The organism is Pontibacter cellulosilyticus, assembly GCF_014306105.1.
Classification (GTDB): domain Bacteria; phylum Bacteroidota; class Bacteroidia; order Cytophagales; family Hymenobacteraceae; genus Pontibacter; species Pontibacter cellulosilyticus.
Genome location: NZ_JACRVF010000002.1, coordinates 296,606 through 321,290, shown reverse-complemented (window position 1 = coordinate 321,290; position 24,685 = coordinate 296,606). Strand labels below are relative to the sequence as shown.

General features: G+C 45.0%; 25 protein-coding genes. 15 read left to right on the top strand and 10 right to left on the bottom strand.

What is annotated here, in order from left to right; genetic code table 11:
• Window positions 1-2: 2 nt before the first annotated feature.
• From H8S84_RS09130 to H8S84_RS09120, 3 genes are all read left to right on the top strand, one after another.
• Entirely contained in the window at window positions 3-1,367 is a 1,365-nt protein-coding gene (locus tag H8S84_RS09130; RefSeq protein ID WP_230407117.1) for a peptidylprolyl isomerase, read from the top strand.
• 7 nt (window positions 1,368-1,374) lie between these two features.
• The gene (locus tag H8S84_RS09125) at window positions 1,375-2,340 is read left to right on the top strand and encodes an AAA family ATPase (RefSeq protein WP_187067014.1); all 966 of its coding nucleotides are present in this window, start codon (window positions 1,375-1,377) and stop codon (window positions 2,338-2,340) included.
• A 124-nt stretch (window positions 2,341-2,464) separates the two neighbouring features.
• Window positions 2,465-2,893 carry a hypothetical protein gene (locus H8S84_RS09120; RefSeq protein WP_187067013.1) on the top strand — a complete coding sequence of 143 codons (429 nt, stop codon included), beginning with the start codon at window positions 2,465-2,467 and terminating at the stop codon, window positions 2,891-2,893.
• 706 nt (window positions 2,894-3,599) lie between these two features.
• On the opposite strand, the gene H8S84_RS09115 is transcribed toward H8S84_RS09120, so the two are convergent.
• Complete coding sequence (locus tag H8S84_RS09115) at window positions 3,600-4,469, bottom strand: SDR family NAD(P)-dependent oxidoreductase (RefSeq protein ID WP_187067012.1); 870 nt, start codon at window positions 4,467-4,469, stop codon at window positions 3,600-3,602.
• A 162-nt stretch (window positions 4,470-4,631) separates the two neighbouring features.
• Between H8S84_RS09115 and H8S84_RS09110 the strand changes: the two genes are divergently transcribed.
• A complete protein-coding gene (locus H8S84_RS09110; protein WP_187067011.1) occupies window positions 4,632-5,264 on the top strand; it encodes a GNAT family N-acetyltransferase in 633 nt (210 codons plus the stop codon).
• A gap of 49 nt (window positions 5,265-5,313) precedes the next feature.
• Here the strand turns inward: H8S84_RS09110 and H8S84_RS09105 are convergent, their stop codons facing one another.
• A complete protein-coding gene (locus tag H8S84_RS09105; protein ID WP_230407116.1) occupies window positions 5,314-6,465 on the bottom strand; it encodes a hypothetical protein in 1,152 nt (383 codons plus the stop codon).
• 161 nt (window positions 6,466-6,626) lie between these two features.
• Here H8S84_RS09105 and recA point away from each other — a divergent pair, with 161 nt between their 5' ends.
• From recA to H8S84_RS09080, 5 genes are all read left to right on the top strand, one after another.
• Window positions 6,627-7,673 (top strand): recombinase RecA, encoded by a 1,047-nt coding sequence (recA, locus tag H8S84_RS09100; protein WP_187067010.1) that lies wholly within the window; start codon window positions 6,627-6,629, stop codon window positions 7,671-7,673.
• Window positions 7,674-7,844: 171 nt separating this feature from the next.
• On the top strand, window positions 7,845-8,654 hold the full coding sequence (locus H8S84_RS09095) for a DUF3108 domain-containing protein (protein WP_187067009.1): 810 nt from the start codon (window positions 7,845-7,847) through the stop codon (window positions 8,652-8,654).
• A 237-nt stretch (window positions 8,655-8,891) separates the two neighbouring features.
• Window positions 8,892-9,581 (top strand): response regulator transcription factor, encoded by a 690-nt coding sequence (locus tag H8S84_RS09090; protein ID WP_187067008.1) that lies wholly within the window; start codon window positions 8,892-8,894, stop codon window positions 9,579-9,581.
• A 3-nt stretch (window positions 9,582-9,584) separates the two neighbouring features.
• A complete protein-coding gene (locus H8S84_RS09085; protein ID WP_187067007.1) occupies window positions 9,585-10,625 on the top strand; it encodes a sensor histidine kinase in 1,041 nt (346 codons plus the stop codon).
• Between the two features lie 393 nt (window positions 10,626-11,018).
• On the top strand, window positions 11,019-11,729 hold the full coding sequence (locus H8S84_RS09080; protein ID WP_187067006.1) for an RluA family pseudouridine synthase: 711 nt from the start codon (window positions 11,019-11,021) through the stop codon (window positions 11,727-11,729).
• A gap of 262 nt (window positions 11,730-11,991) precedes the next feature.
• Here H8S84_RS09080 and H8S84_RS09075 read toward each other — a convergent pair whose 3' ends face one another.
• Together H8S84_RS09075 and H8S84_RS09070 are read right to left on the bottom strand one after the other, a co-directional pair.
• Window positions 11,992-12,972, bottom strand: a complete 981-nt coding sequence (locus H8S84_RS09075; protein WP_187067005.1) for an NAD(P)H-quinone oxidoreductase — start codon at window positions 12,970-12,972, stop codon at window positions 11,992-11,994.
• A gap of 108 nt (window positions 12,973-13,080) precedes the next feature.
• Entirely contained in the window at window positions 13,081-14,307 is a 1,227-nt protein-coding gene (locus H8S84_RS09070; RefSeq protein ID WP_187067004.1) for an ABC transporter permease, read from the bottom strand.
• A 212-nt stretch (window positions 14,308-14,519) separates the two neighbouring features.
• Here H8S84_RS09070 and H8S84_RS09065 point away from each other — a divergent pair, with 212 nt between their 5' ends.
• The 6 genes from H8S84_RS09065 (at window position 14,520) to tsf (ending at window position 19,404) form a co-directional block, all read left to right on the top strand.
• Window positions 14,520-14,885, top strand: a complete 366-nt coding sequence (locus H8S84_RS09065; RefSeq protein ID WP_187067003.1) for a BlaI/MecI/CopY family transcriptional regulator — start codon at window positions 14,520-14,522, stop codon at window positions 14,883-14,885.
• Between the two features lies 1 nt (window position 14,886).
• Window positions 14,887-16,557 (top strand): M56 family metallopeptidase, encoded by a 1,671-nt coding sequence (locus H8S84_RS09060; RefSeq protein ID WP_187067002.1) that lies wholly within the window; start codon window positions 14,887-14,889, stop codon window positions 16,555-16,557.
• A 218-nt stretch (window positions 16,558-16,775) separates the two neighbouring features.
• Complete coding sequence (gene rplM, locus H8S84_RS09055) at window positions 16,776-17,225, top strand: 50S ribosomal protein L13 (RefSeq protein ID WP_187067001.1); 450 nt, start codon at window positions 16,776-16,778, stop codon at window positions 17,223-17,225.
• A gap of 5 nt (window positions 17,226-17,230) precedes the next feature.
• The gene (gene rpsI / locus H8S84_RS09050; RefSeq protein WP_187067000.1) at window positions 17,231-17,617 is read left to right on the top strand and encodes a 30S ribosomal protein S9; all 387 of its coding nucleotides are present in this window, start codon (window positions 17,231-17,233) and stop codon (window positions 17,615-17,617) included.
• A 21-nt stretch (window positions 17,618-17,638) separates the two neighbouring features.
• On the top strand, window positions 17,639-18,406 hold the full coding sequence (rpsB, locus tag H8S84_RS09045) for a 30S ribosomal protein S2 (RefSeq protein ID WP_187066999.1): 768 nt from the start codon (window positions 17,639-17,641) through the stop codon (window positions 18,404-18,406).
• Between the two features lie 164 nt (window positions 18,407-18,570).
• A complete protein-coding gene (tsf, locus tag H8S84_RS09040) occupies window positions 18,571-19,404 on the top strand; it encodes a translation elongation factor Ts (protein ID WP_187066998.1) in 834 nt (277 codons plus the stop codon).
• Window positions 19,405-19,502: 98 nt separating this feature from the next.
• On the opposite strand, the gene H8S84_RS09035 is transcribed toward tsf, so the two are convergent.
• The 6 genes from H8S84_RS09035 to H8S84_RS09010 form a co-directional block, all read right to left on the bottom strand.
• Window positions 19,503-19,814 (bottom strand): hypothetical protein, encoded by a 312-nt coding sequence (locus tag H8S84_RS09035; RefSeq protein ID WP_187066997.1) that lies wholly within the window; start codon window positions 19,812-19,814, stop codon window positions 19,503-19,505.
• A gap of 54 nt (window positions 19,815-19,868) precedes the next feature.
• Window positions 19,869-20,111 (bottom strand): hypothetical protein, encoded by a 243-nt coding sequence (locus H8S84_RS09030; RefSeq protein WP_187066996.1) that lies wholly within the window; start codon window positions 20,109-20,111, stop codon window positions 19,869-19,871.
• A 248-nt stretch (window positions 20,112-20,359) separates the two neighbouring features.
• Entirely contained in the window at window positions 20,360-22,177 is a 1,818-nt protein-coding gene (locus tag H8S84_RS09025) for a MutS family DNA mismatch repair protein (RefSeq protein WP_222621621.1), read from the bottom strand.
• 18 nt (window positions 22,178-22,195) lie between these two features.
• A complete protein-coding gene (locus H8S84_RS09020; RefSeq protein ID WP_187066995.1) occupies window positions 22,196-22,639 on the bottom strand; it encodes a RidA family protein in 444 nt (147 codons plus the stop codon).
• A 194-nt stretch (window positions 22,640-22,833) separates the two neighbouring features.
• Entirely contained in the window at window positions 22,834-24,042 is a 1,209-nt protein-coding gene (locus H8S84_RS09015; protein WP_230407115.1) for a DUF4097 family beta strand repeat-containing protein, read from the bottom strand.
• On the bottom strand, window positions 24,023-24,655 hold the full coding sequence (locus H8S84_RS09010) for a hypothetical protein (RefSeq protein ID WP_187066994.1): 633 nt from the start codon (window positions 24,653-24,655) through the stop codon (window positions 24,023-24,025). The genes H8S84_RS09015 and H8S84_RS09010 overlap by 20 nt, the downstream gene beginning before the upstream one ends.
• Window positions 24,656-24,685 lie beyond the last annotated feature (30 nt).

The following is a 24,685-nucleotide window of genomic DNA, read 5'->3' as shown; positions in this document are numbered from 1 at the left end:
CCTTGAGAAAGACAATCAATTTTGGCAAACTAGCCTTTGTCGCAATTTGCTTTATCATTTCTTCACTTTCTGCTATGGCCCAGGTGCCAGTTCAGCGTAAAGTGGATGGCATCATCGCCAAAATAGACAACCAGATCATACTTCGCTCCGATTTGGAGTTCAGCTATCTGCAGTACCTGGCCCAATCTAAACAGCAGCCTAACGAGGCGCTGAAGTGCGACATACTTCGTTCTATGGTGCAGGAGAAGCTTTTGCTTGCCCGCGCCGAGATTGACTCTGTAGTGGTAGACGACGCCATGGTTACGGATCAGCTTAACCGACGCATTGAATACCTTACCGCTCAGGTAGGTGGCGTGGAGCGACTGGAGCAGTATTACAACAAAAGTATAAAGCAGCTTAAAGATGAGTTGCGCAAAACGGTTAAAGAGCAGATGGTGGCCGAGAAAATGCAGCAGGAAATTGCCGGCAAGATCAAGGTAACGCCAAAAGAAATTAAACGCTACTTTAATACCATCCCTACCGACAGCTTGCCATACTTCTCCAGCGAAGTAGAACTTGCCCAGATCGTAAAGTATGCACAGGTAAGTAAGCAGCAAAAATTAGCAGCTCGCCAGAAACTGGAAGAGCTGCGTAAGCGTGTTCTTGCAGGAGAAGATTTCGCAACCCTTGCACGCCAGTACTCACAAGACCCGGGTTCTGCATCGGCTGGTGGAGAGCTTGGCTTCTTCAAGAAAAAAGAGTTGGTGCCAGAATATGAGGCTGCAGCTATGCGCTTGGAGCCAGGTCAAATGTCGAACGTAGTTGAATCTCAATTTGGTTTTCACCTGATCCAGTTGATCGAGCGTAAAGGCCAGGAATTTAATACGCGTCACATCCTGCTTAAACCAGCTACTGCCACAGTAGATATTGCCTCTGCTGCTGCCGAACTCGATAGCGTGCGCACACTTATTGTAAACGACAGCATTACGTTTGCAAAAGCTGCAAAAGATTTCTCTGACGATAAGCAGACAAAAGACAACGGCGGCTCTATTACAAGCCGTGCCACTGGCAGCATGTACATCCCGATGGACCAGGTAGACCCATCTATCTTCTTCGTGATCGACACCATGCAGGTAGGCGAGATATCTAAACCGATTCCTTTCCGTACGGAAGATGGCCAGGAGGCTGTGCGCATTATCTCATTAAAGTCTAAGTCTAAACCGCACTTGGCAAACCTACAAGACGATTATCAAAAAATAGCTACAGCGGCGCTAAACCAGAAGAAGGGAAAAGCCGTTGAAGATTGGTTCCGGAAGAATATCGATACTGTATTTATAGAGATTGATCCGGAATACAAGGATTGCAATGTTCTCGATTTAACCCAATAAAAAAACTATGACGCAGTTCTCCTCTGACAAAGAAGCAGCCGACGCACTACACGATGCTTACCGCACCCTCACCTCCGAAATATCGAAGGTTATTGTAGGCCAGGAAGAAGTAGTAAGATTAGTACTCACAGCTGTTTTTTGTCAGGGGCACTGCCTCCTGGTGGGTGTTCCGGGGCTTGCCAAAACGCTCCTGATCCAGACCATCGCCAACTCCCTGGATATGTCCTTCAGCAGGGTGCAGTTTACGCCCGACCTTATGCCCTCCGACATTGTAGGTGCTGAAACCCTGGACAAAGACCGTAACTTTAAATTTGTAACCGGCCCTGTGTTTGCCAACATTGTACTGGCCGACGAGATTAACCGAACCCCGCCTAAAACACAGGCAGCTTTGCTGGAGGCGATGCAGGAGCATGCCGTTACAGTTGCAGGCCACAGGTATACTTTACCTCGTCCGTTCTTTGTACTGGCCACCCAAAACCCAATAGAGCAGGAAGGTACCTATCCCCTACCCGAGGCGCAGCTAGACCGCTTTATGTTTAACATTACGCTTGGCTATCCGAGCTATGAGTCGGAACTGCAGATCGTAAAAAACACAACCGGCGCTTTCACCACTCAGCTTAACAAGATTTTACACGCCGACGACATCATGGCTTTTCAGCAACTGGTGCGCCGCGTGCCTGTAGTTGACAATGTGGTGGAGTATGCCGTGCAACTGGTACACAAAACCCGTCCTGGCCAGCCAATGGCTTCGAATCAGGCAAACCAGTATCTGGAATGGGGCGCAGGCCCAAGAGCCTCTCAGCACCTTATTGTAGGAGCTAAGTGTAACGCCATCCTTAACGGCAAGTACAGCCCCGACATCGAAGACGTTCAGGCCGTGGCTATGCCTATACTTCGCCACCGCATCGTGCGCAATTTCAAAGCAGAGGCAGAGGGAATTACCGAAGAGCAGATTATCCGAGAGTTGTTATAATTGTTGATTGTTATTTTGGCCCTTTCTGTGCTTTCAACAATTAACCATCAAACAATTTAGCAATTCAACCTTATTGGTGTAATTTTGCACCCGTTCAATTTTATTCACATTACCAATAGATTTTATGGAGGCGGCTGCTTTATACTTTCGCTTTAAAGATAACCTGGCAACTATAGCTGGTGCACTTAACAGTAAACTGGAAGTGCGCTCTATGCCATATAATACCTCTATCCCACTGGAGATAGATTTACTGGCAGATGTACTTCGCCTGCACGGCCTGGATTTCCAGTCGTCTACACCGGGTGCTGCCCGCCTGTTTGACTTTCAGCAGTGGTATGCGCAAAACGAGGAGAAGGCAAATGAAGTAATGCACCATGTGTTGGAGGACAAAAGAGCTTATATGAAAACAGCTACTGGTACTGTACTTCAGAAAGAAATGCTGTACCGCCGACTGGAGTTCTTCAAAGAAACGGCTCATACATTAGATGTGATGATGGCGCAGCAGCAACTGCACAGCCCTAAGCACTTTAGTTATCCATTCCTAAATCAGTAAGTATAAATTATACTTGTAGCGATATAAAAAGCCTCTGCCATAAAAGTATGGCAGAGGCTTTTTGCTTGTTTGGTAAGCAGCTTTATACTTCTTCGTGTAAAACCGCTGCAGCTTTTATTTCTACTTTGAGCAGCCAAGACTCTAATTAACCTGCTGTTCCGGGCTTCAAATTTTTGAACTATCCCTGAAGCGCTTTCCCACTCCACGTCTTCTGCATATTTTACTAAAAGACCTCGCGGCGTCTGGAGGTCCCGCGAGTGTCTGGGATGTAGAGGTTCTTGCCTTTTAGTCCTAGACGCTCGCGGGTCATAAAGACGCCGCGAGGTCTTAAATATTTCTGTCAGTATCAGAGGTTATTAGCTACCGGGGCCAATCACCCCTTACCTCCTTATCCAAGACAGGGATCTTTGGCGTTGCTATTGGCTAAAGTATAAGCTCCGTAGCAGCCGTTAGTCATCCCCCTACGCCCCCTTCGAAGGGGGACTTTCTGTTATTGCTTTAGCAGAAGTATAGTTTCATAGCCTCAGCCGTTCAAAGGACAGGTCGCGACCTGTCCCTACAAAACTCATGTTTTGCTTCTTTTGCAATAACAGCCAGTTAAGAAGTGTCCATCCGGGCCCTTAGTTTGAGAGCACCAAAGCCGAAGGTGAAAGTATAGACAATTAAAACTGAGGAAGAGCAGCTATATAACTGCCCTTCAAAACCACTACTCCCTTATCTCTGTATGCCCTTCCTTGGAATGCTTGAGTTTCAGCTCTCCGTCTGGCTCATCTTTCATACTTGAATCTGCCTGGCCACCTACACCGCCTTTGGCTACAGTAATGCCGCCATCAACCATATACAAGGCACCTGTTACATAAGATGCCTCCTCTGAGGCCAGGAACAAGTATACATTGGCGACTTCTTCCGGAGTGCCGCGCCGTCCCATAGGCGTTGCCTCTTTCATAGTCTTCACCATTTTACTGTCCATTGGGCCGGTACTGGCGTGCGTCCAGGCGGTATCGATGGGTCCTGGGCCTACTAAGTTGCAGCGTACGCCAAACTGCGCCTGCTCCACGGCCAGGCCTTTTATAAATGCATGCATAAAACCTTTGGTACCGCCATAGGGTGCGTTTTGGGCTATACCTATTTTGCCAGCCTCAGAGCCAGCCGATATAATGTTGCCCTTTGTCTTGTGAAGCTCCGGTAAAGCAACTTTACTCATCAAGAAAGCAGATCGCAGGTTGTTTTTTATCATGTAGTCAAAAGCCTCTTCAGAATAGTCCTGCAGTAAGTTAACCTCAGGGAAAACGCCCGCATTGTTGATGAGGATATCCAGCTTTCCGAACTCTTTCACGGCCAGCTTTACACAGCTTTGCGCATCGGCCATGGTCGAAAGATCTCCGGTAAAATCTATCGCAGTGCCTCCCTTCTCCTTAATCTCTTTAGCTACTTTGGCAACGGGATCGTCTGGGAAGCCAGCCACAACTACGCGTGCTCCCTCCTGGGCAAACTTTTTACAAATGGCTTCGCCGATACCTGTACCACCACCTGTAACGATGGCTACTTTATCTTTAAGTCTGTTTCCTGTAATCATAGCGTTTTAATGTTTTGTAGTGTGCTAACTGTTAACGGCAAACGTCGCTTTGCAGTTAATATGATGTGATGATTAATCAGGAGCCACACATTTTTCTATAGTTAGCGTATTAGATAACAAAGCCCCATAATAAAGTATGAGTTAAATAATTTACCAGCTACCATGAATCTCTTACACGAAACGCTACCCGAGTCTTTTGAAGAAAGAGTCGAAACAGCTAACCTTATTTTGCGCCCTTACCAGCAAGGTGATGAAAACGATTTTATGCGCCTGCTACAAGAAAGCTCCACCATACTTAATCCAGCGTTTAGCGGCAGACTATCGCGTGTGCGCGTGCTGGATGATGCCAAAACACAGGTGAGGCAGCTTCGCACGGAGTGGGATAACCGCAAGGCATTTGACTTTGGTGTATGGCTAAAGGATACGGAAGAGTACATAGGCGACATTGCCCTAAAAAACCTGGACCACCGGGTGCCAAAGGCAGAACTTGGGTTATACTTTACCAGCTGGCCAGAGACCAAAGAACTGGCGTTGGAAGGACTTTATGCCATTCTTAACTTCGCCTTTCATACCTTACATTTAAATAAAGTATACATGCGCTGCACTGCCACAAACCTTTGCTATGGAGAGCTGGTAGAAGAGTTCGGCTTTTTAAAAGAGGGGGTTATCCGCAGCGACTACAGGGGAGCAGATTCTGACGAACTGCTTGATCTGAACTATTATGGTATTACGAGACAGGATTTTGAACAAATAGAGCAGCAACAGGCCGAAACGAATTCTACAGCCATGGCTTAGCAAATTTATCAGCGAGTGAGATATTGAGTTACTATCATTGGCATAGAGCCTACCGCCTTGGCTTGGTAACGAAGAAGTCTGTATCGAAGGTGAGGTAAATAGAATTGGAGAACTCCAGCTTTGGATCATCTAAGTTAATAAAGGGTTCTAACCGCAAGGTTAAGTATAGATTATCTACAATCTCTACATCTTTCATCAGGCGCAGAATAAGTACCTCCCACTCTTCCTGCAGGTAGTCAGGGTTTTTGAAAGTGGTTGAGGCCGATTGGTAGAGCTTGCCTCCTAACTCTGTAATGTAGCCATCGCCTTTCCAGTAGCTCAACATCACGTCCTGGTACTTTGTATCGGCACCCACATTTAAGTATAAGCCGTGACCTTGCTCGTAGGGCAACCTTAGCCTGTTAGAGAAGTCTTTGTAGCCCAGCACATAGTTTTTAGTGTACAGCCGGTGCAGTACCTTTCGGTTATATTTCTTCTCTAGCTCCAGGCCAACAGCTATATTGGCAACCGTTAGCAAAGGCAGATCAGAGGCATCTATTTGCCCGCCCTTGTGCTGCGCGGTAAACTGTATAGGCAGGGTTAATTTTATACTATCAGCCAGGTTACCCCTTCCCTCCTGCTCCAGTAGCGTAAAAGCAGTGACAGCACCACCATCTACCTGCTCCTGGTCGTCTTCGCCGCGGTACAGCATGTTGGCCCAATTTAGCCAGGCATCTACTTTTAAGCGGTGTGTTTGCATCTTAAACTGCAATCCATTCTCCAGCCTGTTAAGCATCACCCGTTCAAAATCGTAAAGCGGCTCTATGTAACCATGTGCCAAGTTACCCTCTAAGGTTCCAAAGGTCAGGCTCCAGTTTTCTTTCAGGAATTTAACTGAGAAGGTGGGTGCAATATCTTCGTAGCCGGAGCTGCCAAAGTCTTTCCAGAGAAAAATGCCGGCATCTATACGAACCGTTGGGGCTGGCTGGTAGATTAGTTTTGGGTTAAGGTGATAGCCAAATAAAGTATAGCCGTCTGCAATCTTATTAAAGTATTCGTTGTTCTTAGAGAAGCCAAAAGCATGCAAACCAAATCTAATTTCATTAGCATTTTCAGGTTTTACCGGTATGGTTTGCGTGAGTACCCGGTTGTCTAATTGCCCATAGCACAAAGCACTACTAAACAAGCATGTAATAGCAAAAATAAGCTTAAAAAAACGCATAAATAGTGTGCAAAAATGGGACAAAAGAGCAGCCGCTGTTGTTATAACCAGACCGCAGCAAACAGCTAAAAAAATTAGTAAAATAGTTTTTGGCTTTCTTGCAAATAGCTGTCGAAAGTAGTAATTTCACCTTCAATATAAAGCAAATTAATTAAACACACATGAGCGTAAGCAACGAAAAACTTAAGGCCCTGCAGCTGACTATGGATAAGCTCGACAAAACATACGGTAAAGGAACCGTAATGAAGTTGAGCGACAATAAAGTAGAAGATATTCCAGCTATCTCTACAGGCTCGCTTGGGCTGGATATTGCTTTGGGTATTGGCGGTTTACCACGTGGCCGTGTTGTAGAGATCTACGGACCGGAATCATCAGGTAAAACCACACTTACCATGCATTGCATCGCCGAGGCCCAGAAGAAAGGCGGCCTGGCAGCTTTTATTGATGCAGAGCACGCATTTGACAAAGTATACGCCCAGAAATTAGGCATTGATACTGAAAACCTATTGATCTCTCAGCCAGACAATGGTGAGCAAGCCCTTGAAATTGCTGATCACCTGATCCGTTCTGGTGCTATCGATATCATTGTAATTGACTCTGTTGCTGCCCTTGTACCGAAAGGCGAACTTGAAGGCGACATGGGTGACAGCAAAATGGGTCTGCAGGCACGTTTGATGTCGCAGGCACTTCGTAAGCTGACAGGTACGATCAACAAAACTGGTTGTACTTGTATTTTCATCAACCAGCTTCGTGAGAAGATCGGTGTGATGTTCGGTAACCCAGAGACAACTACAGGTGGTAACGCACTTAAATTCTACGCTTCTGTGCGTTTAGATATCCGTCGTGTTGGTCAGATTAAAGAGTCTGCTGATAACATCACAGGTAACCGCACCCGCGTGAAGGTTGTGAAGAACAAAGTAGCGCCTCCGTTTAAAGTGGTTGAGTTCGACATCATGTATGGCGAGGGTATCTCTAAAGTAGGCGAAATCCTTGACCTGGGCGTTGAACTAGGTATCGTACAGAAGTCTGGTTCTTGGTTCTCTTACAACGGAGATAAGCTAGGCCAGGGCCGTGACGGCGTGAAGCAGATTCTGCTTGACAACCCTGAACTGCAGGAAGAGATCGAAGGTAAGATCAGAGCCATTGTAAAAGGAGAGCCTGAGAAAGTAGCAGCTGCCCTAGACGATGCAGCCGCTGCAACCGAGTGAACACTTTTCCCAAACTATAAGTAAAATAAAGGAGCTGCAAAATGTAGCTCCTTTATTTTTTTACCTGATAATGAATTGATTTGCTTTGGAGAACTGTTTAACTTAGTGACAAAACAGCAGTTGGTATAAAACTTGTTTTAGAGGTTTGTACAACTAAGCTAAGTGTAAATTATGAAGAAGTTTTTCCCGGTTATACTTATACTAACGGTTATCGCCTTTGGCTTTGTCACCAAAGACCGAATGCGGACTATTCCTAATGAGAGCTTTTCGTCTGGTGAAGTGTTGAAGTATAAAGTGCATTATGGTCCTATCACAGCAGCAGAAGCTGTTATTGATGTTGCTCCTAACCTGCACACGATAAATGGCAGGCCTTGCTACCGCGCTACTGTTACAGGAAAAACTAACAGCTCTTTTGACCTTTTCATTAGAATACGCGATACCTGGCAATCATACATCGACACGGCGGCCATTATACCGCAACGCTCTTTCAGAAACATAGAAGAAGGCAATTATCGCAAACGCGAAACAGTCGACTTTAACCACTATAACAATACCGCCTTTGTAGAAAAGAAAAAGCGAAACAAAAATAAGGAGTCTAAAAACTTCAAGGTGCCGACTAACGTGCAGGACATCGTAAGTGGCTTCTACTATATGCGTACCTTAGACTATGATAAAATGCGTGTAGGCGACAAGTTTAATATTCAGGGTTTCTTTGACGAGGAGAACTTTAATATGGAAGTAACCTACCGAGGAAAAGAGGTTGTTAGCACAAAGGCCGGCAACATTAAGGCAATTAAGCTCACGCCTAAGATGCCAAAAAACGAAATGTTTAAAGACGGTAATTCTATTTTTGTATACTTATCAGACGACCAGAACAAGATACCTGTGCTAATAGAAGCTGAAATGTTTGTGGGTTCTGTTAAAGTAAACCTGTACGAGTATAAAAACTTAAAACATAAGATTTTGCTAGCCCAAAACTAACAAGAGAAGCCAGTTTAATGCTGGCTTTTTTTGTGCCTGAGGATAATCACATACTTATAGTGTAATGTTAAGAATGTATTAAGATTTGATTATCAGGAATTAAATTGGATCAGGAGTAATATATTTGTCTTGTAAATCAGATTAGCCATAAAACAATATGTTGGCAAACTGATTTAAATTAGAAGAAGCCTGGAGCAAGAATCTTGGCCGCACTTACAAACACTAATCCTGAAATTTGTGCAAACAGCAGCAAATTATAAAGTTCTAGTAGTAGACGACGATCCGGATATTGTAGAGCTACTACAGTATAACCTGACCCGAGAAGGATACGATGTGTCTGTAGCCGACAATGGAAAAAAAGCCATTGAAGTAGCCCAGTCGGTAAAACCCGATGTGATCCTGATGGACGTGATGATGCCTGTGCTGGACGGGATAGCAGCCTGCCGCCAGCTGCGCGATATGGGAGACTTCCGTAATACACACATTATCTTTTTAACTGCCCGTGCCGAGGAGTTCTCTGAAGTAGCCGCTTTTGAGGCCGGCGCCGACGATTTTATAACAAAGCCCATAAAGCCGCGCGCTTTACTTAGCCGCCTAGCAGCTTTTGCCCGTCGCGATTCGCAGCAGGAAGAGCAAAATCAGGTGGTAGAGGCCGGAGGCCTGCGCATAGACCGCAACAGCTTTGCCGTGTACAGAGGCGAGGAAAAAATAACGTTGCCTAAAAAGGAATTCGAGCTTTTGGCTTTTCTTGCAGCTACCCCTAACAAGGTTTTCAGCCGCGAAGAGCTATTGAACAACGTTTGGGGAAATGATGTTTATGTGATTGCCCGCACCGTTGACGTGCATATTCGCAAAGTGCGTGAGAAGATTGGAGAAGATCATATCAAGACCATAAAAGGCGTGGGCTACAAGTTCAACACAGATTAATAGATGAATTTCACCTCCCGTTCGCTTACATTATTAATTTCATTGGCGGTGGCTTTGGTGCTTACCGCCTTTCTTGCTTTAGCCAGTTACTTTTCTTCAGAGGGATTTAAGGTAGCATTGGTGATCGTTTTTATCAGCTGCTTTTTGTTGGTTTACTTTTCTTACGAGGCACTAGTACTACGCGAAATCAAGAACGTATACACCAGCCTGGAGAAGGTAAAGAAGCAGGATTTCAAAAAGATTGAGAGCAAATCCAGCTTCACCTCTGATCCGCTCACCAAGATTAAAGACGAGATTTACATGATCGCAGAGCGTAAGCAGCAGGAAATTGACGAACTAAAACGATTACAGGCAATGCGCCGTGAATTCCTGGCCGATGTATCGCATGAGTTAAAAACTCCCATTTTTGCCGCGCAGGGCTTTATACATACCTTGCTTGATGGCGCGATGGATGATCCAAATGTTCGGGAAAGGTTTCTGGAGAAAGCTGCTAAAAGCTTGGATGGTTTAGATGCACTGGTGCAGGACCTGATCAGTATATCGCAGTTTGAGAAGGGCGTTGCTAAAATGGCTAAGCGTAATTTTGATGCGGTACAGCTGATGCATGAGGTTTTTGAACAACTAGAGCAGAAGGCCGCGCAACACCAGGTAAGCCTGCACCTGGAAACAAGCTCCGACCAACAGGTGATCCTTTTCGCTGACCCTAACCGCATGCGCCAGGTTTTTATTAACCTGATTGACAACGCTATTAAGTATGGCCGCAAAGGCGGAAATATCTGGGTTATGTTTGATGAAGGCCGTAAGAAGTATACTGTAACGGTAAAAGACGACGGCAGAGGTATTGCCCAAGAGCACATCAACCGAATCTTCGAACGCTTTTACAGAATCGATAAGAGCCGCGCCCGCGACACCAGCAGCACCGGACTTGGTCTGGCTATCTGTAAACATATTGTAGAAGCGCATAAATCGTTTATTGCCGTTAAAAGCGAAGTAGAAAAAGGCACTACTCTCCGCTTTAAGCTACAGAAGGCAAAAGTTGCTTAGTTATCGGTTATTCATGGTTGGCCATTAACATCCTAAAATTTGCAATAACCTGACGCAAGTCTTAAGCGAAGCGTAACTTGTATTTTAACACGATAGGCAGTCTTCAGGCTTCCGTGAGCCGTACGAGCACTTCCGACATCTGCCAAATTATAATCTTACATTTTATACTTCCGCAAGTGTGAAGACTTACCACTATGCGCCAGCATAAATAATGCCTCGCTTAACACTTACGTTATAGCGGGATTACTCATCAAGTGCTAACAGACCTTAGTATACTTCGGTATCCATATTCCCGTCAATCTTCACCAATCAACAATCAGCAAATTAAATTAGTATCTTTGCAGCACTGCACAGAGTAAAGTATAAAGCGCAGTTTACAAAGTATAGCAACACATGAAATACCCGGTTTTTAAAGACCTGATTATATTTGAGAACGAGGACTACGTGGTGGTGAACAAACCTCCTTTTCTGGCTACCCTCGAGGACAGAACACCCAACACCACTAACTTACTTAAGATAGCCCGCCAGTACAATCCAGACCTGCAAGCCTGCCACCGCCTGGACAAGGACACATCCGGCTGCCTAGTCTTTGCTAAAAACGCTGAAGCTTACCGCCACCTGGCAATGCAGTTTGAGCACCGCGAAGTATACAAAGTATACCATGCTGTAGTGTGGGGAGTACACCATTTCGAGGACGAACTGGTGAACAAATCCATACTTGCAGGGGCCAAAGGTGTAGCTAAACTAACACCACAGGGCAAGTCCGCTGAAACATACTTTACCACTGTAGAAAATTACGCCCGCCACAGCTTGATAGAGTGTGTGCCTGTTACTGGTCGTCTGCACCAGATACGCGTGCATTTGGCATCTTTGGGTGCCCCTATTGTGAGTGATGAACTGTACGGGGGTGAAAACTTATACCTGAGCAGCCTGAAAAGAAAGTTTAACCTGAAAAAGGACACAGAAGAGCAGCCACTGATCAAGCGCTTTGCACTACATTCCTTCAATATCGGGTTTACATTGCTAAACGGGGAGCCTATAAAAGTCGAGGCGCCTTACCCGAAAGATTTTGCGGTTCTGGTTAAACAGCTGCGCGCCCACTAATTTTAAAGAAGCTGTCATCTCGAACAGCGTGAGAGATCTCTATAGAATTCTCCTGGAATAATTTTAAAAAGATCTCTCACGCTGTTCGAGATGACAATTTAAGTTTAAGTCAACGTCATTGCCTTTAGACCCTCACAATAGAGAATCTTCTGCTCTAATACTTTTTTCTGCTCCGCAGAAAGCCAATTGAATACCGGTATCATGCATAGCTACTAGTAACACTAACCCTAAACTTGCTACAGAAACAACGTACTTTTTAAGACTAACTAACCCGCAACACGATCTTTCCGATATTCTTGTTCTGCTCCATGTAACGGTGAGCTTCTGCCGCATCCTGCCAATCGTAAACAGAATCAATAACAGGCTTAATGGTACCATCATTAAAATATGGTATTGCAAATTGACTCATTTCCTTAGTTAGCTTGATCTGGTAGTCTTTTGTTCTTGAGCGGAGGGTTGAGCCGATTACCTGCAAACGCTTTACTAATATCTTACGCAAATCAAACTCATCTACTTTACCGCCTCCTAAACTGGCAAGTATAACCAGGCGGCCGTCTGTTCTAAGGCAATCGATGTTCTGGTTAAAGTATGGGCCGGCAATAAAATCCACGATAAGGTCTACCCCTTCGTTGTTGGTGAACGCCAGCACCTCGTCTTCGAAAGGCACTTCCTGGTAATTTATACTTTTGTGCGCACCAAGCTCTTTGCAGGCGTGTACTTTAAATTCTGACGCTGTTGTAAGTATCTCGGCTTTGTGCACGCGCGCCAACTGAATAGCTGCCGTACCTACGCCACTGGCTCCTGCATGTATCAACACCCGCTCCTGCGGCTGTAGCTTGCCCAGCCAGAACAGCGCCTGATATGCCGTCATGAAAACTTCGGGTATCGCGGCAGCCTCTTCCATGGTTAAGCTTTCAGGTAAAGGCATGGCCATGTTTTCGTCGATGATGGCGTATTCTGCATAGCCGCCTCCTGGTAACAGTCCGAACACCTTATCGCCTTTGCTAAAGCGTGTGCAGTTATACCCTGCCTCTACTACCTCCCCTGCTATCTCTAAACCTAACAATGGACTGGCACCCTTAGGTGGATGATACTTGCCTTGGCGCTGCAAGGTATCGGCACGGTTTAATGCAGTAGCGTGTACTTTTACCAGTAGTTCGTATGGGTTTGGCAACGGTTTTTCGTACTCCCCCAGCACAAGTTGCTCGGGGCCTCCGGGTTGTTTTACAAGTATGGCTTTCATGGTTTATCGTTTGGCTGCTCTTGTAGACGAAAGTTACGCCCAGAAGGATGTAAACACTTTGTCTACCGCAGAGGACGCAAAGGTTTACAAAGTATAAAGTTTTATACTTTACTCTCTCCTGATGGCCTCTACAGGATCTAGTTTAGAGGCGCGGGTGGCCGGATAGGTACCAAAAACGATGCCTACTATTACAGCAATACCGGCAATAACCATAAACGTATCTAAAGTATAAGCTGCCTGAAAAGGCACATCCACAAAGGCTTTGATTATAGGCACAATGCCCAGCGTGGCAAGAATACCCAGCAGCAAACCAAGTATACTTCCGAACAGAGACACCGTTATAGACTCAGCGAGGAACTGCAGCAGGATGTCACGCTTTTTGGCTCCCATGGCTTTGCGCACACCAATCTCTACGGTGCGTTCTGTTACAGATATCAGCAGCACGTTCATAACACCTATACCACCCACTATTACCGAAATACCCACGATCATGCCCATCACTACTCTGAATAGCAAAAATCCTTTTGCGGCCTGCTCTACTCTGCCCTCGTTCGTCATTACACGAAAATCTGTCGTATCAGCCGGAAACTTTGCCTTCAGCCAGGCTTCTGTGTGGCTTTTAATTGTAGTAACGTCCATAATATCCTGTGCTTCCAGTGCACCCATAGGCGGATTTGCTTTTAACTGCTCTTCAGTAAGCAGTGTGAAGGGGTAAAACAGGCGCGGAGACTTATCATCCTCCTCCGGCAATACACCCACAATCTTCAACTCCAGGCTATCAAAAGCTACCGTTTTGCCCAACAGGTATTCTGCAGAGTCTTTGCCAAAGGCATTCACTGCAAAACCATGGCTGATAATGGCAACAGGATTTTGCTGCTGCAAATCATTCGTCGTAAAAAATTGGCCATACTTGATCTTCGTATCAGTTGGATAGTAAGCATTGATTGCCGCCAATGAAGCACCCATTGGTTGCTGCTTACCCTCTACAGTAACCGCGCTGTTATGTTTTGCCTGTATAAATCCTCTGGCTGGTTTTGGTGAAGATGCCTCTAGCTCCTTAAATGTTTTGTAGTTGAGGTAACCATAATCAGTTTTAGGCAGCGCGACATCATCCACCCGCTTGTAGGTGCTTGTGGTAATGACAACTGCTTTTAGATCGGTTGTTTTTGTTATCTCCTGCTGCGCAAACTCCTCCAAACCATCTATCAGCGAGAGCACCGTAACCAGGGCAGCTACCCCAATCACAATACCAAGTATAGACAGTAGTGTGTGGAACAGCCTGCTACGGATGTTCTGCTGCGCCAGCGAAAAGGAGATGAATAGTTTCTTTAGCATAGTAGCAAGTATAGATACTTTATATTCAGAAATAATATTAAGATTTCCTAATAAGCCGCCATTTTAAGCCTTAACTACCGTTTACACCTGCGGCCAGCCTATACTTGCTGTTAATCCCAGGAGCTTATTTTTCAGGATTAAAAAAATATTTACGAACATTTCGTAGCTTTAATTACGAATATTTCGTAACTATACGAAAACATCGTAAAAGTATGGAAAAGCTGACACAACAAGAAGAAGAAGCTATGCAGGTGATCTGGGAAACCGGCGGCGGCTTTATAAAGGATTTCCTGGAGAAGTTGCCCGAGCCAAAGCCACCTTATACTACGCTGGCCTCAACGGTTAAGAACCTTGAGAAAAAGAGCTTTGTGAAAAGTGAGAAGATGGGCAATTCTTACCGTTACCTGCCCCTTTTAAAAGAGGAGGATTACAAGAAGAAGTTCATGAAAGGTTTTGTAGGCGACTACTTTAAAAGCTCATACAAAGAACTGGTGGCCTTTTTTGCGAAAGAAAAGCAGATAAGCGCTGCAGAGTTGAAAGAGATTATTGACATGATCGAAAACAAAAAATCTGAATAATATGCCAGCCTTACTCCTATACCTCCTGAAAGCAAACGTTGCCTTGGTCCTGTTTTACCTGGCTTATCATTTCGTGCTGCGCCGGCTAACTTTTTATAACCTGAACCGTGCTTTCCTGCTGTTCGGGATAATGTTTTCTGTGCTGTACCCACTCGTAGACCTGTCCGGTTGGTTTAGCCAGCACCAGGAACTGGCGGTAGTAAATACCTATGTTGCCGCCATACCTGCCTTTACCGTGGCGCCTGCAGCACCCGAACAGGCAACGGCGTTCGACTACTGGCTTCTACCTGTATACCTGTTCTGGCTGGGCGCAGCAGTTATACTTGTCAGGCTGGTGATGCAGTTTACATCGCTCTACAAGATCCATACTTCATCGGAACCAGCTTTGTACAGAGGCATAGGCTACAGACAAGTGAAAAGTATAAGCCACGCGTTCTCGTTCTGGCAGTCTATCTACCTTAACCCGGAGCAACACAAGCAGCAGGAACTCGATGCCATACTTAGCCATGAGCTGGTGCATGTAAAAGGCTGGCATACACTGGATGTTTTATTTACTGAGTTCAGCGCACTTTTCTACTGGTTTAACCCGGGTGGATGGCTTATGAAAAAAGCTATTAAAGAGAACCTGGAGTTTATTGCCGACCAAAATGTACTTACCGCTGGCGTAGACCGGAAAGACTACCAGTACCTCCTGCTTAAAGTTACCGGCATCTCAGAGCCGCAAATAGCTAACCAATTTAATCTCTCACCACTTAAAACAAGAATAGCCATGATGAACAAATTACCAAGCACCAAAGCGCATCTGCTGAAATTTCTGGCAGTAATACCAGTTGCAGCCGTGCTGCTCCTGACGTTTAATGGTATAGCAAAACCTAAGGCAGGTGATGCTGTAGAAATTAGCCAATACACTAAAGTAGGTCCTGACATCTACATTAAAAAAGAGCCAACGTTTACAAACGCCTGTTGGACAGCTCCCCATACGTTAACCATAACTCCAATTGCCGGAGATGTGGATGAATACCAGCTGGACAATGAGCAGGATATAGCGAAGGCATATAAAAAGTATGGCTTATACTTACCAGATAACGAGCTATACGACAAAGTAATGGCCAGTATTCCAGGTGCCGCTCAGGAAAAAAGACCACAGGTAGTAGATGAGTACAAAGAATTTTATGCCCGTAACCCACAGGTACGAAAGCTTTTTTGGACTACAGCAAACCAGATAATAGTAAGACTGGAGAAAACAGAAGAGATTTATAACCTGGAAGACAAAGCAAGCAGAGCTGCAGCAGAGAAAAAGTATGGTAAGTTGCCTTCTTCACCTCCTCCGGCAGAAGTTGTGACACAGGAAGAATTTGATGCCCGCTCTCAAAAAGTAATACAGGAGACAAAACAAAAGATATTTATTCCAGAAGAGATAGAATACTACAAGGACAGAAACAACTTACCCGTGGAGTACACGAACTTCTTAAAAAGAAATCCCACAGTAAAAAAAGTAGGTTGGACTATGAATGAACAAAAGGATGAACAAATCGTGCTCTTCCTAAAATCTGGCGGTACTGAACTTTATGAACTGAACGATGCGAAAAGTATGGCTAAAGCAAAAAGCAAGTATGGTGAGTTGCCAGGTTTGCTTCCTCCGCCGCCGCCAGTGATGATAAAGAAGAACTAACAGAACAACTTCTGACACAGCCCCTAAGGTATAACACTTATACTTTAGGGGCTGTCTTGTTTAATATAAATAGCTCAACCTCTAGCTACCTCCCTGTTACACAGGATATTTCTACCCTATGTATTGCATATCAAATAAAGTCTTTCTATCTTTGTGACCATTTTTCAAAGACCGAAAAATCATTAATTAAATAAATAAATCGCTTACAACCACTAAAAATGGATCATTTAAGTTATAAGACCCTTACTGTCAACAAGCAGACAGCCAACAAAGGCTGGGTGATTGTTGATGCAGGTCAAGGAAGCTTGGGTCGCGTGGCATCGGAAGTTGCCAAGATCCTGAAAGGCAAGCATAAGCCTTCATACACTCCTAATGCTGACTGCGGCGACAACGTGATCATTATCAACTCTGATAATGTACGTTTCACAGGCCGTAAGTGGGATCAGAAGTACTACCTGACACACACTGGTTACCCAGGCGGTCAGAGAAAAACTTCTCCACGTGAGCTAAAGGCGAAATCATCAACGCTGCTAGTAGAGCGCGCAGTTCGTGGCATGTTGCCTAAAGGCCCACTAGGTCGCGAGCTATTCAGAAATCTTCATGTTTTTGCAGGAAGCGAGCATCCATTTGCAGCTCAGCAGCCTAAAGAATTAACCTTCAACTTATAATTTTAATGGAAGTTATCAATACATCTGGTAGAAGAAAAACCTCGGTGGCTCGTATCTACATGACGGCCGGGCAAGGGAATATCACTATTAACGGTAAAGATATCAAGGCATACTTCCCTAACGAAGTATTGCAAACTATAGTAAATCAGCCGTTTCAAACCTTAGATCTAATTGGCAAGTACGATGTTACTGCTAATCTAAAAGGTGGTGGTGTAAGCGGCCAGGCTGAGGCACTAAGACTTGCTATATCTAAAGCACTGGTAGTTGAGAACGCCGAGACTAAGTCAGCCCTTCGTAAAGAAGGATTCATCACTCGTGACCCACGTATGGTGGAGCGTAAGAAGTTCGGTAAGCGTAAAGCACGTCGTTCATTCCAGTTCAGTAAACGTTAATATTAAAGGTGTATCAACAACATGGCAAGTACTAATTATAAAGAATTACTTGAGGCAGGTGTTCACTTTGGCCACCTTACCCGCAAGTGGGATCCGAAAATGGCTCCATACATCTTCATGGAGAAGAATGGTATCCACATCATTGACTTAAATAAGACATTAGTTGCGCTTGATGAGGCTTCTGCCGCTATCAAGAACATCGCGAAGTCTGGCCGTAAGATCCTTTTCGTTGCTACTAAGAAGCAGGCGCAGGACATCGTAGCGGAAGAGGCTCGTCGTCTTAAAATGCCTTACGTTACTGATCGTTGGTTAGGCGGTATGCTTACTAACTTCGCTACTGTGCGTAAGTCTCTTAAGAAAATGTCTACTATCGATAAGATGGTGAAAGACAACACTGCTTATGCAGCTATCGCAAAGCGTGAGAGATTAATGCTTTCTCGTGAGCGTGAGAAACTTGAAAGAGTACTTGGCGGTATCGCTGACCTTTCAAGACTGCCAGCAGCTCTTTTCATCGTTGACGTTAAGCGTGAGCACATCGCAGTAAAAGAGGCTCAGAAACTTAACCTGCCGGTTTTCGCTATTTGCGATACTAACTCTAACCCAGAGCTGGTAGATTTCCCAATCCCTGCAAACGACGACGCATCTAAGTCTGTAGCACTTATCGTTTCTCTGATCGGTAAGGCTATCGAAGAAGGTTTGTCAGAGCGCAAAGTTGACAAAGAGGAGACTGAGCGTAAGCGTTCTGAGGAAGAAGGCATCAAGGCTAAACAAGAAGCTGACGAGCAATAATCAATTGTTCATATTGCAATAACAACGAACTGAACATTGGGCTTTGCTGCTTCAATGTTCAGTTTGTTTTAGGGGCTCTGAGTATGTAAACAGTATGTTACCATTTCAGCCTCATTCAGATAAAATTCATAATTTATAATTCATAATTCTTAATTATAAAGATCATGGCTATTACAGCACAAGACGTTAACAGACTCCGTCAGGAAACCGGAGCAGGTATGATGGACTGCAAGAAGGCGCTTACAGAAGCTAACGGCGATTTCGAAGCAGCTAAAGATATTCTTCGTAAGCAGGGCCAGAAAATTGCCAGCAAGCGTGCTGAGAACGTAACCTCTGAGGGTATCGTTTTAACGCAGGTTAGCGATGACAACAAGAACGGTAAAGTAGTTGCACTAGCTTGCGAAACTGAGCCAGTTTCTAAAGTTGCTGATTTCAAGAGCTTAGCACAAAGAGTTATGGATACTGCAGTATCTACTAACGCTGCTACTAAAGAAGAACTTCTCGCTGCAAACCAGGAAGATGGCCGTTCACTTCAGGACCACATCACTGACCTGATGGGTAAAATCGGTGAGAAAATTGACGTAGTTTCTTATGAGACTGTAAACGCTGACCAGGTTGTTGCTTACACGCACTCTACTGGTAAATTAGGTGTATTGGTAGGTCTTGTAAATACAAACGGTACAGATGCAACTGAAGTTGGTAAAGACGTAGCGATGCAGATTGCTGCTATGAACCCGGTTGCTCTTGACAAAGATGGCGTTGACGCTGCTACTGTTGAGCGTGAGATCGAGATCGGTAAAGATCAGGCTCGTGCTGAAGGCAAGCCAGAGGCTATGCTTGAGAAAATTGCAATGGGCAAGCTGAACAAGTTCTACAAAGAGAACACGCTGCTTAACCAAGAGTTTGTAAAAGACTCTTCTTTAACTATCGCGCAGCTGCTTGACAAAACTAGCAAAGGCATGACAGTTAACAACTTCAAGCGTGTAGCTATCGCTTAAGTATAAGCTGAAGTATAAAGGAAAAGCCCCTGAGAAATCAGGGGCTTTTTTATGTGTTATAATATTGGTATGAACTTGTACTTTCAGAGGCACAAATCCTAGAGTATATTCTGCAATAAGTCTGGAGTATGTATAATACCAGTCGCCATTAAAGCAACAAGTACGGCAACACCAAGGGCTATGCTAAACAAAAAGTTTTTCTGCTGTCCGTTCTGCCTCGCATGATAGAATCGCAGTATAAATCCAGCCAAAACAAATACACTTCCTGCTCCTAATAATGCACCACTCAGAAAACTTTCCGGCTCAACCAGATCGTTGGCAGCTAAAGGAGTCCTCAGGAAAACCAGTAAAAGTCCGCCGTATATCAGGTAAGACGGAAAAACAGGATTGGTTAGAACATACTTTCGCATAGAAGGATATTTATTAGACTTATTATTGAAAAGAATATTTCAATTTAAGTAATACTACTCATTCCTCCTAATCGTGCTCACAAACGCATCACGCATATCCTGAAAACGGTTAAGTACGGCTGCAATAAATTCATCATCTATCAAGGCTTTAACGCCTTCGTCACCGTTTACTTCAGTTTCCTCTATCTTGTAAATCTGCTCCAGGTTGGCTTTCTCAAGCTTTAGAATATACTTGCCGTTATAGGAATGCAAGGTAATTTTAACATCTGGGTTTGGTATATCTGCTATTACTCTCATGGTTCTATTTTTATGAATGTGTTAAAGTATAAAGTATAAATCTGGGAGGAGATCAACCCACCCTGCCCCACTGAGGAGGGAAATTAGAAAGAAGTTGTCATCGTGACTTTCTAGAGAAATCTCTTTAGAGTGTTCATAAAAGAGTTCTGAAAAGATCTCTCCTAACGTCGAGATGACAACTTAGAGAGACTTTGGTTATTTCAGAAAGCTCTTTGGTAATTCGTCAAAAACTCCTTTGTCAAAATAAACTATACCTTCTCCTCTATCTCAATGCCCATCAGCTGCATCAGCTTGCTGGCGTTAAAGCTACGGCAAATACCTTGGTGTAGTTTGTAATCGAACTTTATTTCATCTCCGATAATATCGCTGTTGAAGCTGTAGTTGTATACGCTGCCGGGCAGTTCCTGCTCCATTGCTCCTAGTTCCAGATCGTGGGTAGAGATAAACCCGGATGCGTTGCGCTTGTGCAGCTGGCGTATAAGGGCCATAGCGCCGGCGTGGCGGTCGCGGGAGTTAGTGCCTTTGAGTATCTCGTCCAGAAAGTATAAAACCGGCTGGCCCTTCTCTGTCAGCTCCAGGAGCATGCGCAGGCGCTTGAGCTCAGCGTAGAACGATGAGGTATTTTCAGCCAGGTTATCGGCAGTACGCATGGCGGTGTATACTTGTGCCGGAGCCAGCTTCATAGAGTCTGCATAAACAGGTGCTCCCATCTGCGCCAGAACCATATTTATACCTACTGTACGAAGAAAGGTGGTTTTACCCGACATGTTAGAGCCTGTTACTACCATCGTTTTGCCTGCTCCCTGCATCTCGAAATCATTGGCTATCGGTGTAACAGAGAAGATAAGCGGGTGCGCCAGTTCTTTTGCATGCAACTCAAACGGCTGCTCCGACAGTACTGGAATGGCATAATCTGGATTTGCATGTTGATAGGAAGCTATACTTGCCAGCGCCTCAATTTGGGCCAGCGTGTCCAGCATCTCCTCCAACTGCGGCAGGTACCTGTCGCGCCAGTTCTCCAGGCGGTACATCCATACAAAGTCCCACATCAAAATTGAATTCAGGAAAAAGGCCATCAGTGTGCTCAGTCTCCAGGAGAAGAAGTCTATAATGTTAGCCAGCTTGTGAATGATAACAGAGCCTTTAGTACCAGATTGCTGCAGCCTTGCCTGCAGCTCCTGCAGCAATGGCGACGAGAAATGCTTTTGCTCGATGTGCTGCAGCTGCCTGGTGTAGCTGCGCATGGCTTCGTAAATACCTATACTTTTGTCGTAATACTCGTCGCGCTCTACCCTAAACCTGTAAGCAAGTATAAACTGCACAATCAGAAAAATTGAAGGCACAAAACCTGACACTGCTCCGTAGGCCCATGCGGCAATGGCGGCAAGGGTAACTATAGGCAACACAAAAACCAGCACTTTTACCCAGCCGTGCTGCTTATAAAATGATCTTTCTGAGAACCACCGGATAAAGACCGCTGCCGTTACTTCATCGTGCTTGAAGTGGCGTGGCAGTGCCAGCAGGTCCTGTAGCCAGTCCAGCTGGTTTTCTGCGGCCAGTTCTGCTATGGCCTGCTGCCGTTGAAGTATAACTGGTGTAGGCGCAGCTACCCTAAACCACCGGGCCAACTTTAGTCTCCCTATACTTGTAACGGAGCGATTAATCAGCTGGAACAAAGAGTTTTGCCCAAAGATATCCAGATCAGAAGTGTAAGGATGATGATCATCGACGAAGGTGGCACCTCCATCAAAGTGTTGCAGTTTACCCTGCAGTCTCTCGATCTCTTCTTCGTTTACCTTGCGCAGTAGCAGGAATTGCTGGTGTGTAAATTCCAGTCTGCTGTGCCAGCGCATCACAAGTATAAACAGCGTATAAAAAACAAGTATGGCTACAGCACCAGCTTCCTGATTATCGGTGCTAAAAAAATGGTAGGCAGTACCGGCTCCTGCTAAAAATACTCCAACCCGAAGCCACGATACCCATCTTGATTTGGTAGCGGCACGGCTTTCCTGCGCAGCCAGTGCCTCGGCACGTTGCCTGTAAAACTCTTTCCTGTTGTTGCTCAAAACTTCTGAATTTATACTTTAGCCTTTTGCAGGTGTATCAATCGTAGCGATACACTTCAGTTCTATGGCAATGGGTGTCGGTAGTTTGTTTATCTCCACGGTAGTACGGCAAGGCTGATTGTCCTTAAAGTACTCCGCGTATAGTTTATTGTAAGTTGCGAAATCATCTTTCATATTCGTCAAAAACACCGTCACATCCACCAGGTTACCCCAACTGGAGCCGGCATCTTCTAAAATGTAACGCACATTCTGAAAAACGGAGTGGCATTGCTTTTCAATATCGTAAGAGCGAATATTCCCCTCCTCATCCAGTTCTACGCCAGGTATCGCTTTAGAGCCACGCTCTCTGGGTCCCACTCCCGATAGGAACAGCAGGTTACCCACGCGCCGTGCATGCGGGTACAGCCCCACCGGCTCTGGTGCTTTTGAGGAATTAAGCAGTTCTTTATTGTCTGTTGCCATAGGCTTATACTTATAGATGCTAAGTTCAACTTAAAATTAAGCATTAACCGCAAAATGCAACCAGCTACCATATTAATAGTTTAGCTTGTTCTGCGCAAAACCGCTGTGTAGAAGCAGAACCAGACACCCCTAAAAAGTAAAAGGCCAGCTACTGCTGGCCTTTCTCACCTTAAACAAACTTATCTAACAAACACTTATTTCGTAAATTTCACATCGCCAAACTTAGAGGTAATATTAACCATACCTTTAGGAGATGTTCCTCCAAATTTGCCTTTATACTCAGCAGATGTATAGCCTTTCTCCATCGTAGTCAAATTAATAAGCGACCTATCCACTTTAAAGTCTCCGAACGAAACATTCACATCAAAGTTAAAGGAGGAGTTATCAGCAAAGTTCAGGCTTACGCTACCATAGTTACTGTTTAGCGCTATCTTTTTAATGTCCTTGCTCACATTATCTACCTTAAATGTACCATGCTTGAAATCTATGTCCATTTCCTCGGTTAGCTGGCCTATTTTGAAGTTTCCATAGCTGGCGCTGCCTTTTAAACCATTGGCTCCGCCTACAAAAACATCTGCATAAGCTAGGTTAACATTGCCTCCGTTTATGTAGCCACAGTTTCCGGAGCCGTAGGCAACTTTCACGTAGTTGTCGCTGTTGCTCAGCCTTTCTGTTTTAAGCGCGCCGTAAGACACGTTTACATTTGTTTTGCCTTTAAGTGAGGCCAATTGTACATCGCCAAAGCTATTCTTCACTGCAAGGCTATTACTCTCTGGCATGTATATGGTGTAATTTATCTCAAAGCTTCTGTTATTGTTGCCGGACACGCGCATCGGTTCCATTTTAGTAACTATCGAGATTGTATTGCCTTCACGGTTGTCAACAACATTGATTTTGTCCAGCAGTTCTACTGCTCTCGCTTCTGTAGCACACCTTGCAATTATGTCTACTTTAACTTGTATCTCGCTCTTGTTCCAAGTGTTCACACTCACCTTACCAAACTTGTTTACAATGCTTAAGGCATCGGAGCTGTTTACCTTGTAGGTCTTCTCAAACGTTTTGCGTTTCTCGACGTCGTAGGCAGCGGCATCTGCATCCTGGTTTATGTGTGTTACAGCGCCTGCTTGGTCAATATCCAGCTCGTCTGCAATAGCTTCCAGTTCAGAAAGCCGCATTAGTTCAGGTAAATCTTTTAATTCGGTTAGGCCAGCAAGTTGTTTTACCTCTGCCAGATCAGCCAAAGATGCGAGGTTGGCAAGAGAGGCGACATCTTTCAAATCAACATTGACTTGAATGTCGGACGGACATGGAGCTGGCTTACTTTTTTGAGCCAGAGCCATGCTGGGTGCCGCAGCTGTTAGTAGGGCAAGGCAGCAGATGGTGTTAAATATTCGTAGTTTCATTTTCTTTAAGTTCAGCGTTAATGGTTTTTTCCATTTTCTTAATGTTCTGGAGAACTTCCAGCTGTCTGTTAAGCACCTCGATCCGTATCTGCAGGTTCTGGACCATGGCCTCAACAATTTCTTCTGTATTTGGTGTGGTGTATAGTTGCTTTTTCAGTTGCATGTAGCTGCTATCGAGGCGTGCCAGTTCGCGGTCAATCTCTTTCTGGCCACTCAGCCCGAGTATCTTTTTGTCGTACTCGCTAAGCTCTCCCTTCATCTCCTCTATCTCGCTCACATAATAAGCTTCAACTTCTACAATCTCAGGGGCTATGTTGCTAATAACCTGCTGTTGTGAGGCAGCCATCATGGTGTTGGCATCCGGTGCATTTTGCTTCATCAGGAAAAGCGTAAGGCCACAACCCAATAGCAGCACAACTGCCGCCGCAATACGCATAAATAAGAAATCTGCGCTGAAGCTGGCCCGCTCGCCAAACTTAATGTTAATTACCTTCGCCTCTTTTTCAGGAGCCGGAATCTCCTGACAGATATTCTGCCATAGGTCCGGACGGGGCTCGAACACGTCAAACTCATCGCGGTGTTCGCTCACAAAATCCTCTAATTTATCTCTCATGGTATAGGTCTCCTCATGTACTCTCTTTAT

Excerpts from the sequence above, each read along its gene's own strand:
- H8S84_RS09125 (WP_187067014.1), top strand. The coding sequence starts at position 1,375 with ATGACGCAGTTCTCCTCTGACAAAGAAGCAGCCGACGCACTACACGAT.
- H8S84_RS09120 (WP_187067013.1), top strand. The coding sequence starts at position 2,465 with ATGGAGGCGGCTGCTTTATACTTTCGCTTTAAAGATAACCTGGCAACT.
- H8S84_RS09115 (WP_187067012.1), bottom strand. The coding sequence starts at position 4,469 with ATGATTACAGGAAACAGACTTAAAGATAAAGTAGCCATCGTTACAGGT.
- H8S84_RS09110 (WP_187067011.1), top strand. The coding sequence starts at position 4,632 with ATGAATCTCTTACACGAAACGCTACCCGAGTCTTTTGAAGAAAGAGTC.
- H8S84_RS09105 (WP_230407116.1), bottom strand. The coding sequence starts at position 6,465 with ATGCGTTTTTTTAAGCTTATTTTTGCTATTACATGCTTGTTTAGTAGT.
- recA (WP_187067010.1), top strand. The coding sequence starts at position 6,627 with ATGAGCGTAAGCAACGAAAAACTTAAGGCCCTGCAGCTGACTATGGAT.
- H8S84_RS09095 (WP_187067009.1), top strand. The coding sequence starts at position 7,845 with ATGAAGAAGTTTTTCCCGGTTATACTTATACTAACGGTTATCGCCTTT.
- H8S84_RS09085 (WP_187067007.1), top strand. The coding sequence starts at position 9,585 with ATGAATTTCACCTCCCGTTCGCTTACATTATTAATTTCATTGGCGGTG.
- H8S84_RS09080 (WP_187067006.1), top strand. The coding sequence starts at position 11,019 with ATGAAATACCCGGTTTTTAAAGACCTGATTATATTTGAGAACGAGGAC.
- H8S84_RS09075 (WP_187067005.1), bottom strand. The coding sequence starts at position 12,972 with ATGAAAGCCATACTTGTAAAACAACCCGGAGGCCCCGAGCAACTTGTG.
- H8S84_RS09070 (WP_187067004.1), bottom strand. The coding sequence starts at position 14,307 with ATGCTAAAGAAACTATTCATCTCCTTTTCGCTGGCGCAGCAGAACATC.
- H8S84_RS09065 (WP_187067003.1), top strand. The coding sequence starts at position 14,520 with ATGGAAAAGCTGACACAACAAGAAGAAGAAGCTATGCAGGTGATCTGG.
- H8S84_RS09060 (WP_187067002.1), top strand. The coding sequence starts at position 14,887 with ATGCCAGCCTTACTCCTATACCTCCTGAAAGCAAACGTTGCCTTGGTC.
- rplM (WP_187067001.1), top strand. The coding sequence starts at position 16,776 with ATGGATCATTTAAGTTATAAGACCCTTACTGTCAACAAGCAGACAGCC.
- rpsI (WP_187067000.1), top strand. The coding sequence starts at position 17,231 with ATGGAAGTTATCAATACATCTGGTAGAAGAAAAACCTCGGTGGCTCGT.
- rpsB (WP_187066999.1), top strand. The coding sequence starts at position 17,639 with ATGGCAAGTACTAATTATAAAGAATTACTTGAGGCAGGTGTTCACTTT.
- tsf (WP_187066998.1), top strand. The coding sequence starts at position 18,571 with ATGGCTATTACAGCACAAGACGTTAACAGACTCCGTCAGGAAACCGGA.
- H8S84_RS09035 (WP_187066997.1), bottom strand. The coding sequence starts at position 19,814 with ATGCGAAAGTATGTTCTAACCAATCCTGTTTTTCCGTCTTACCTGATA.
- H8S84_RS09030 (WP_187066996.1), bottom strand. The coding sequence starts at position 20,111 with ATGAGAGTAATAGCAGATATACCAAACCCAGATGTTAAAATTACCTTG.
- H8S84_RS09020 (WP_187066995.1), bottom strand. The coding sequence starts at position 22,639 with ATGGCAACAGACAATAAAGAACTGCTTAATTCCTCAAAAGCACCAGAG.
- H8S84_RS09015 (WP_230407115.1), bottom strand. The coding sequence starts at position 24,042 with ATGAAACTACGAATATTTAACACCATCTGCTGCCTTGCCCTACTAACA.
- H8S84_RS09010 (WP_187066994.1), bottom strand. The coding sequence starts at position 24,655 with ATGAGAGATAAATTAGAGGATTTTGTGAGCGAACACCGCGATGAGTTT.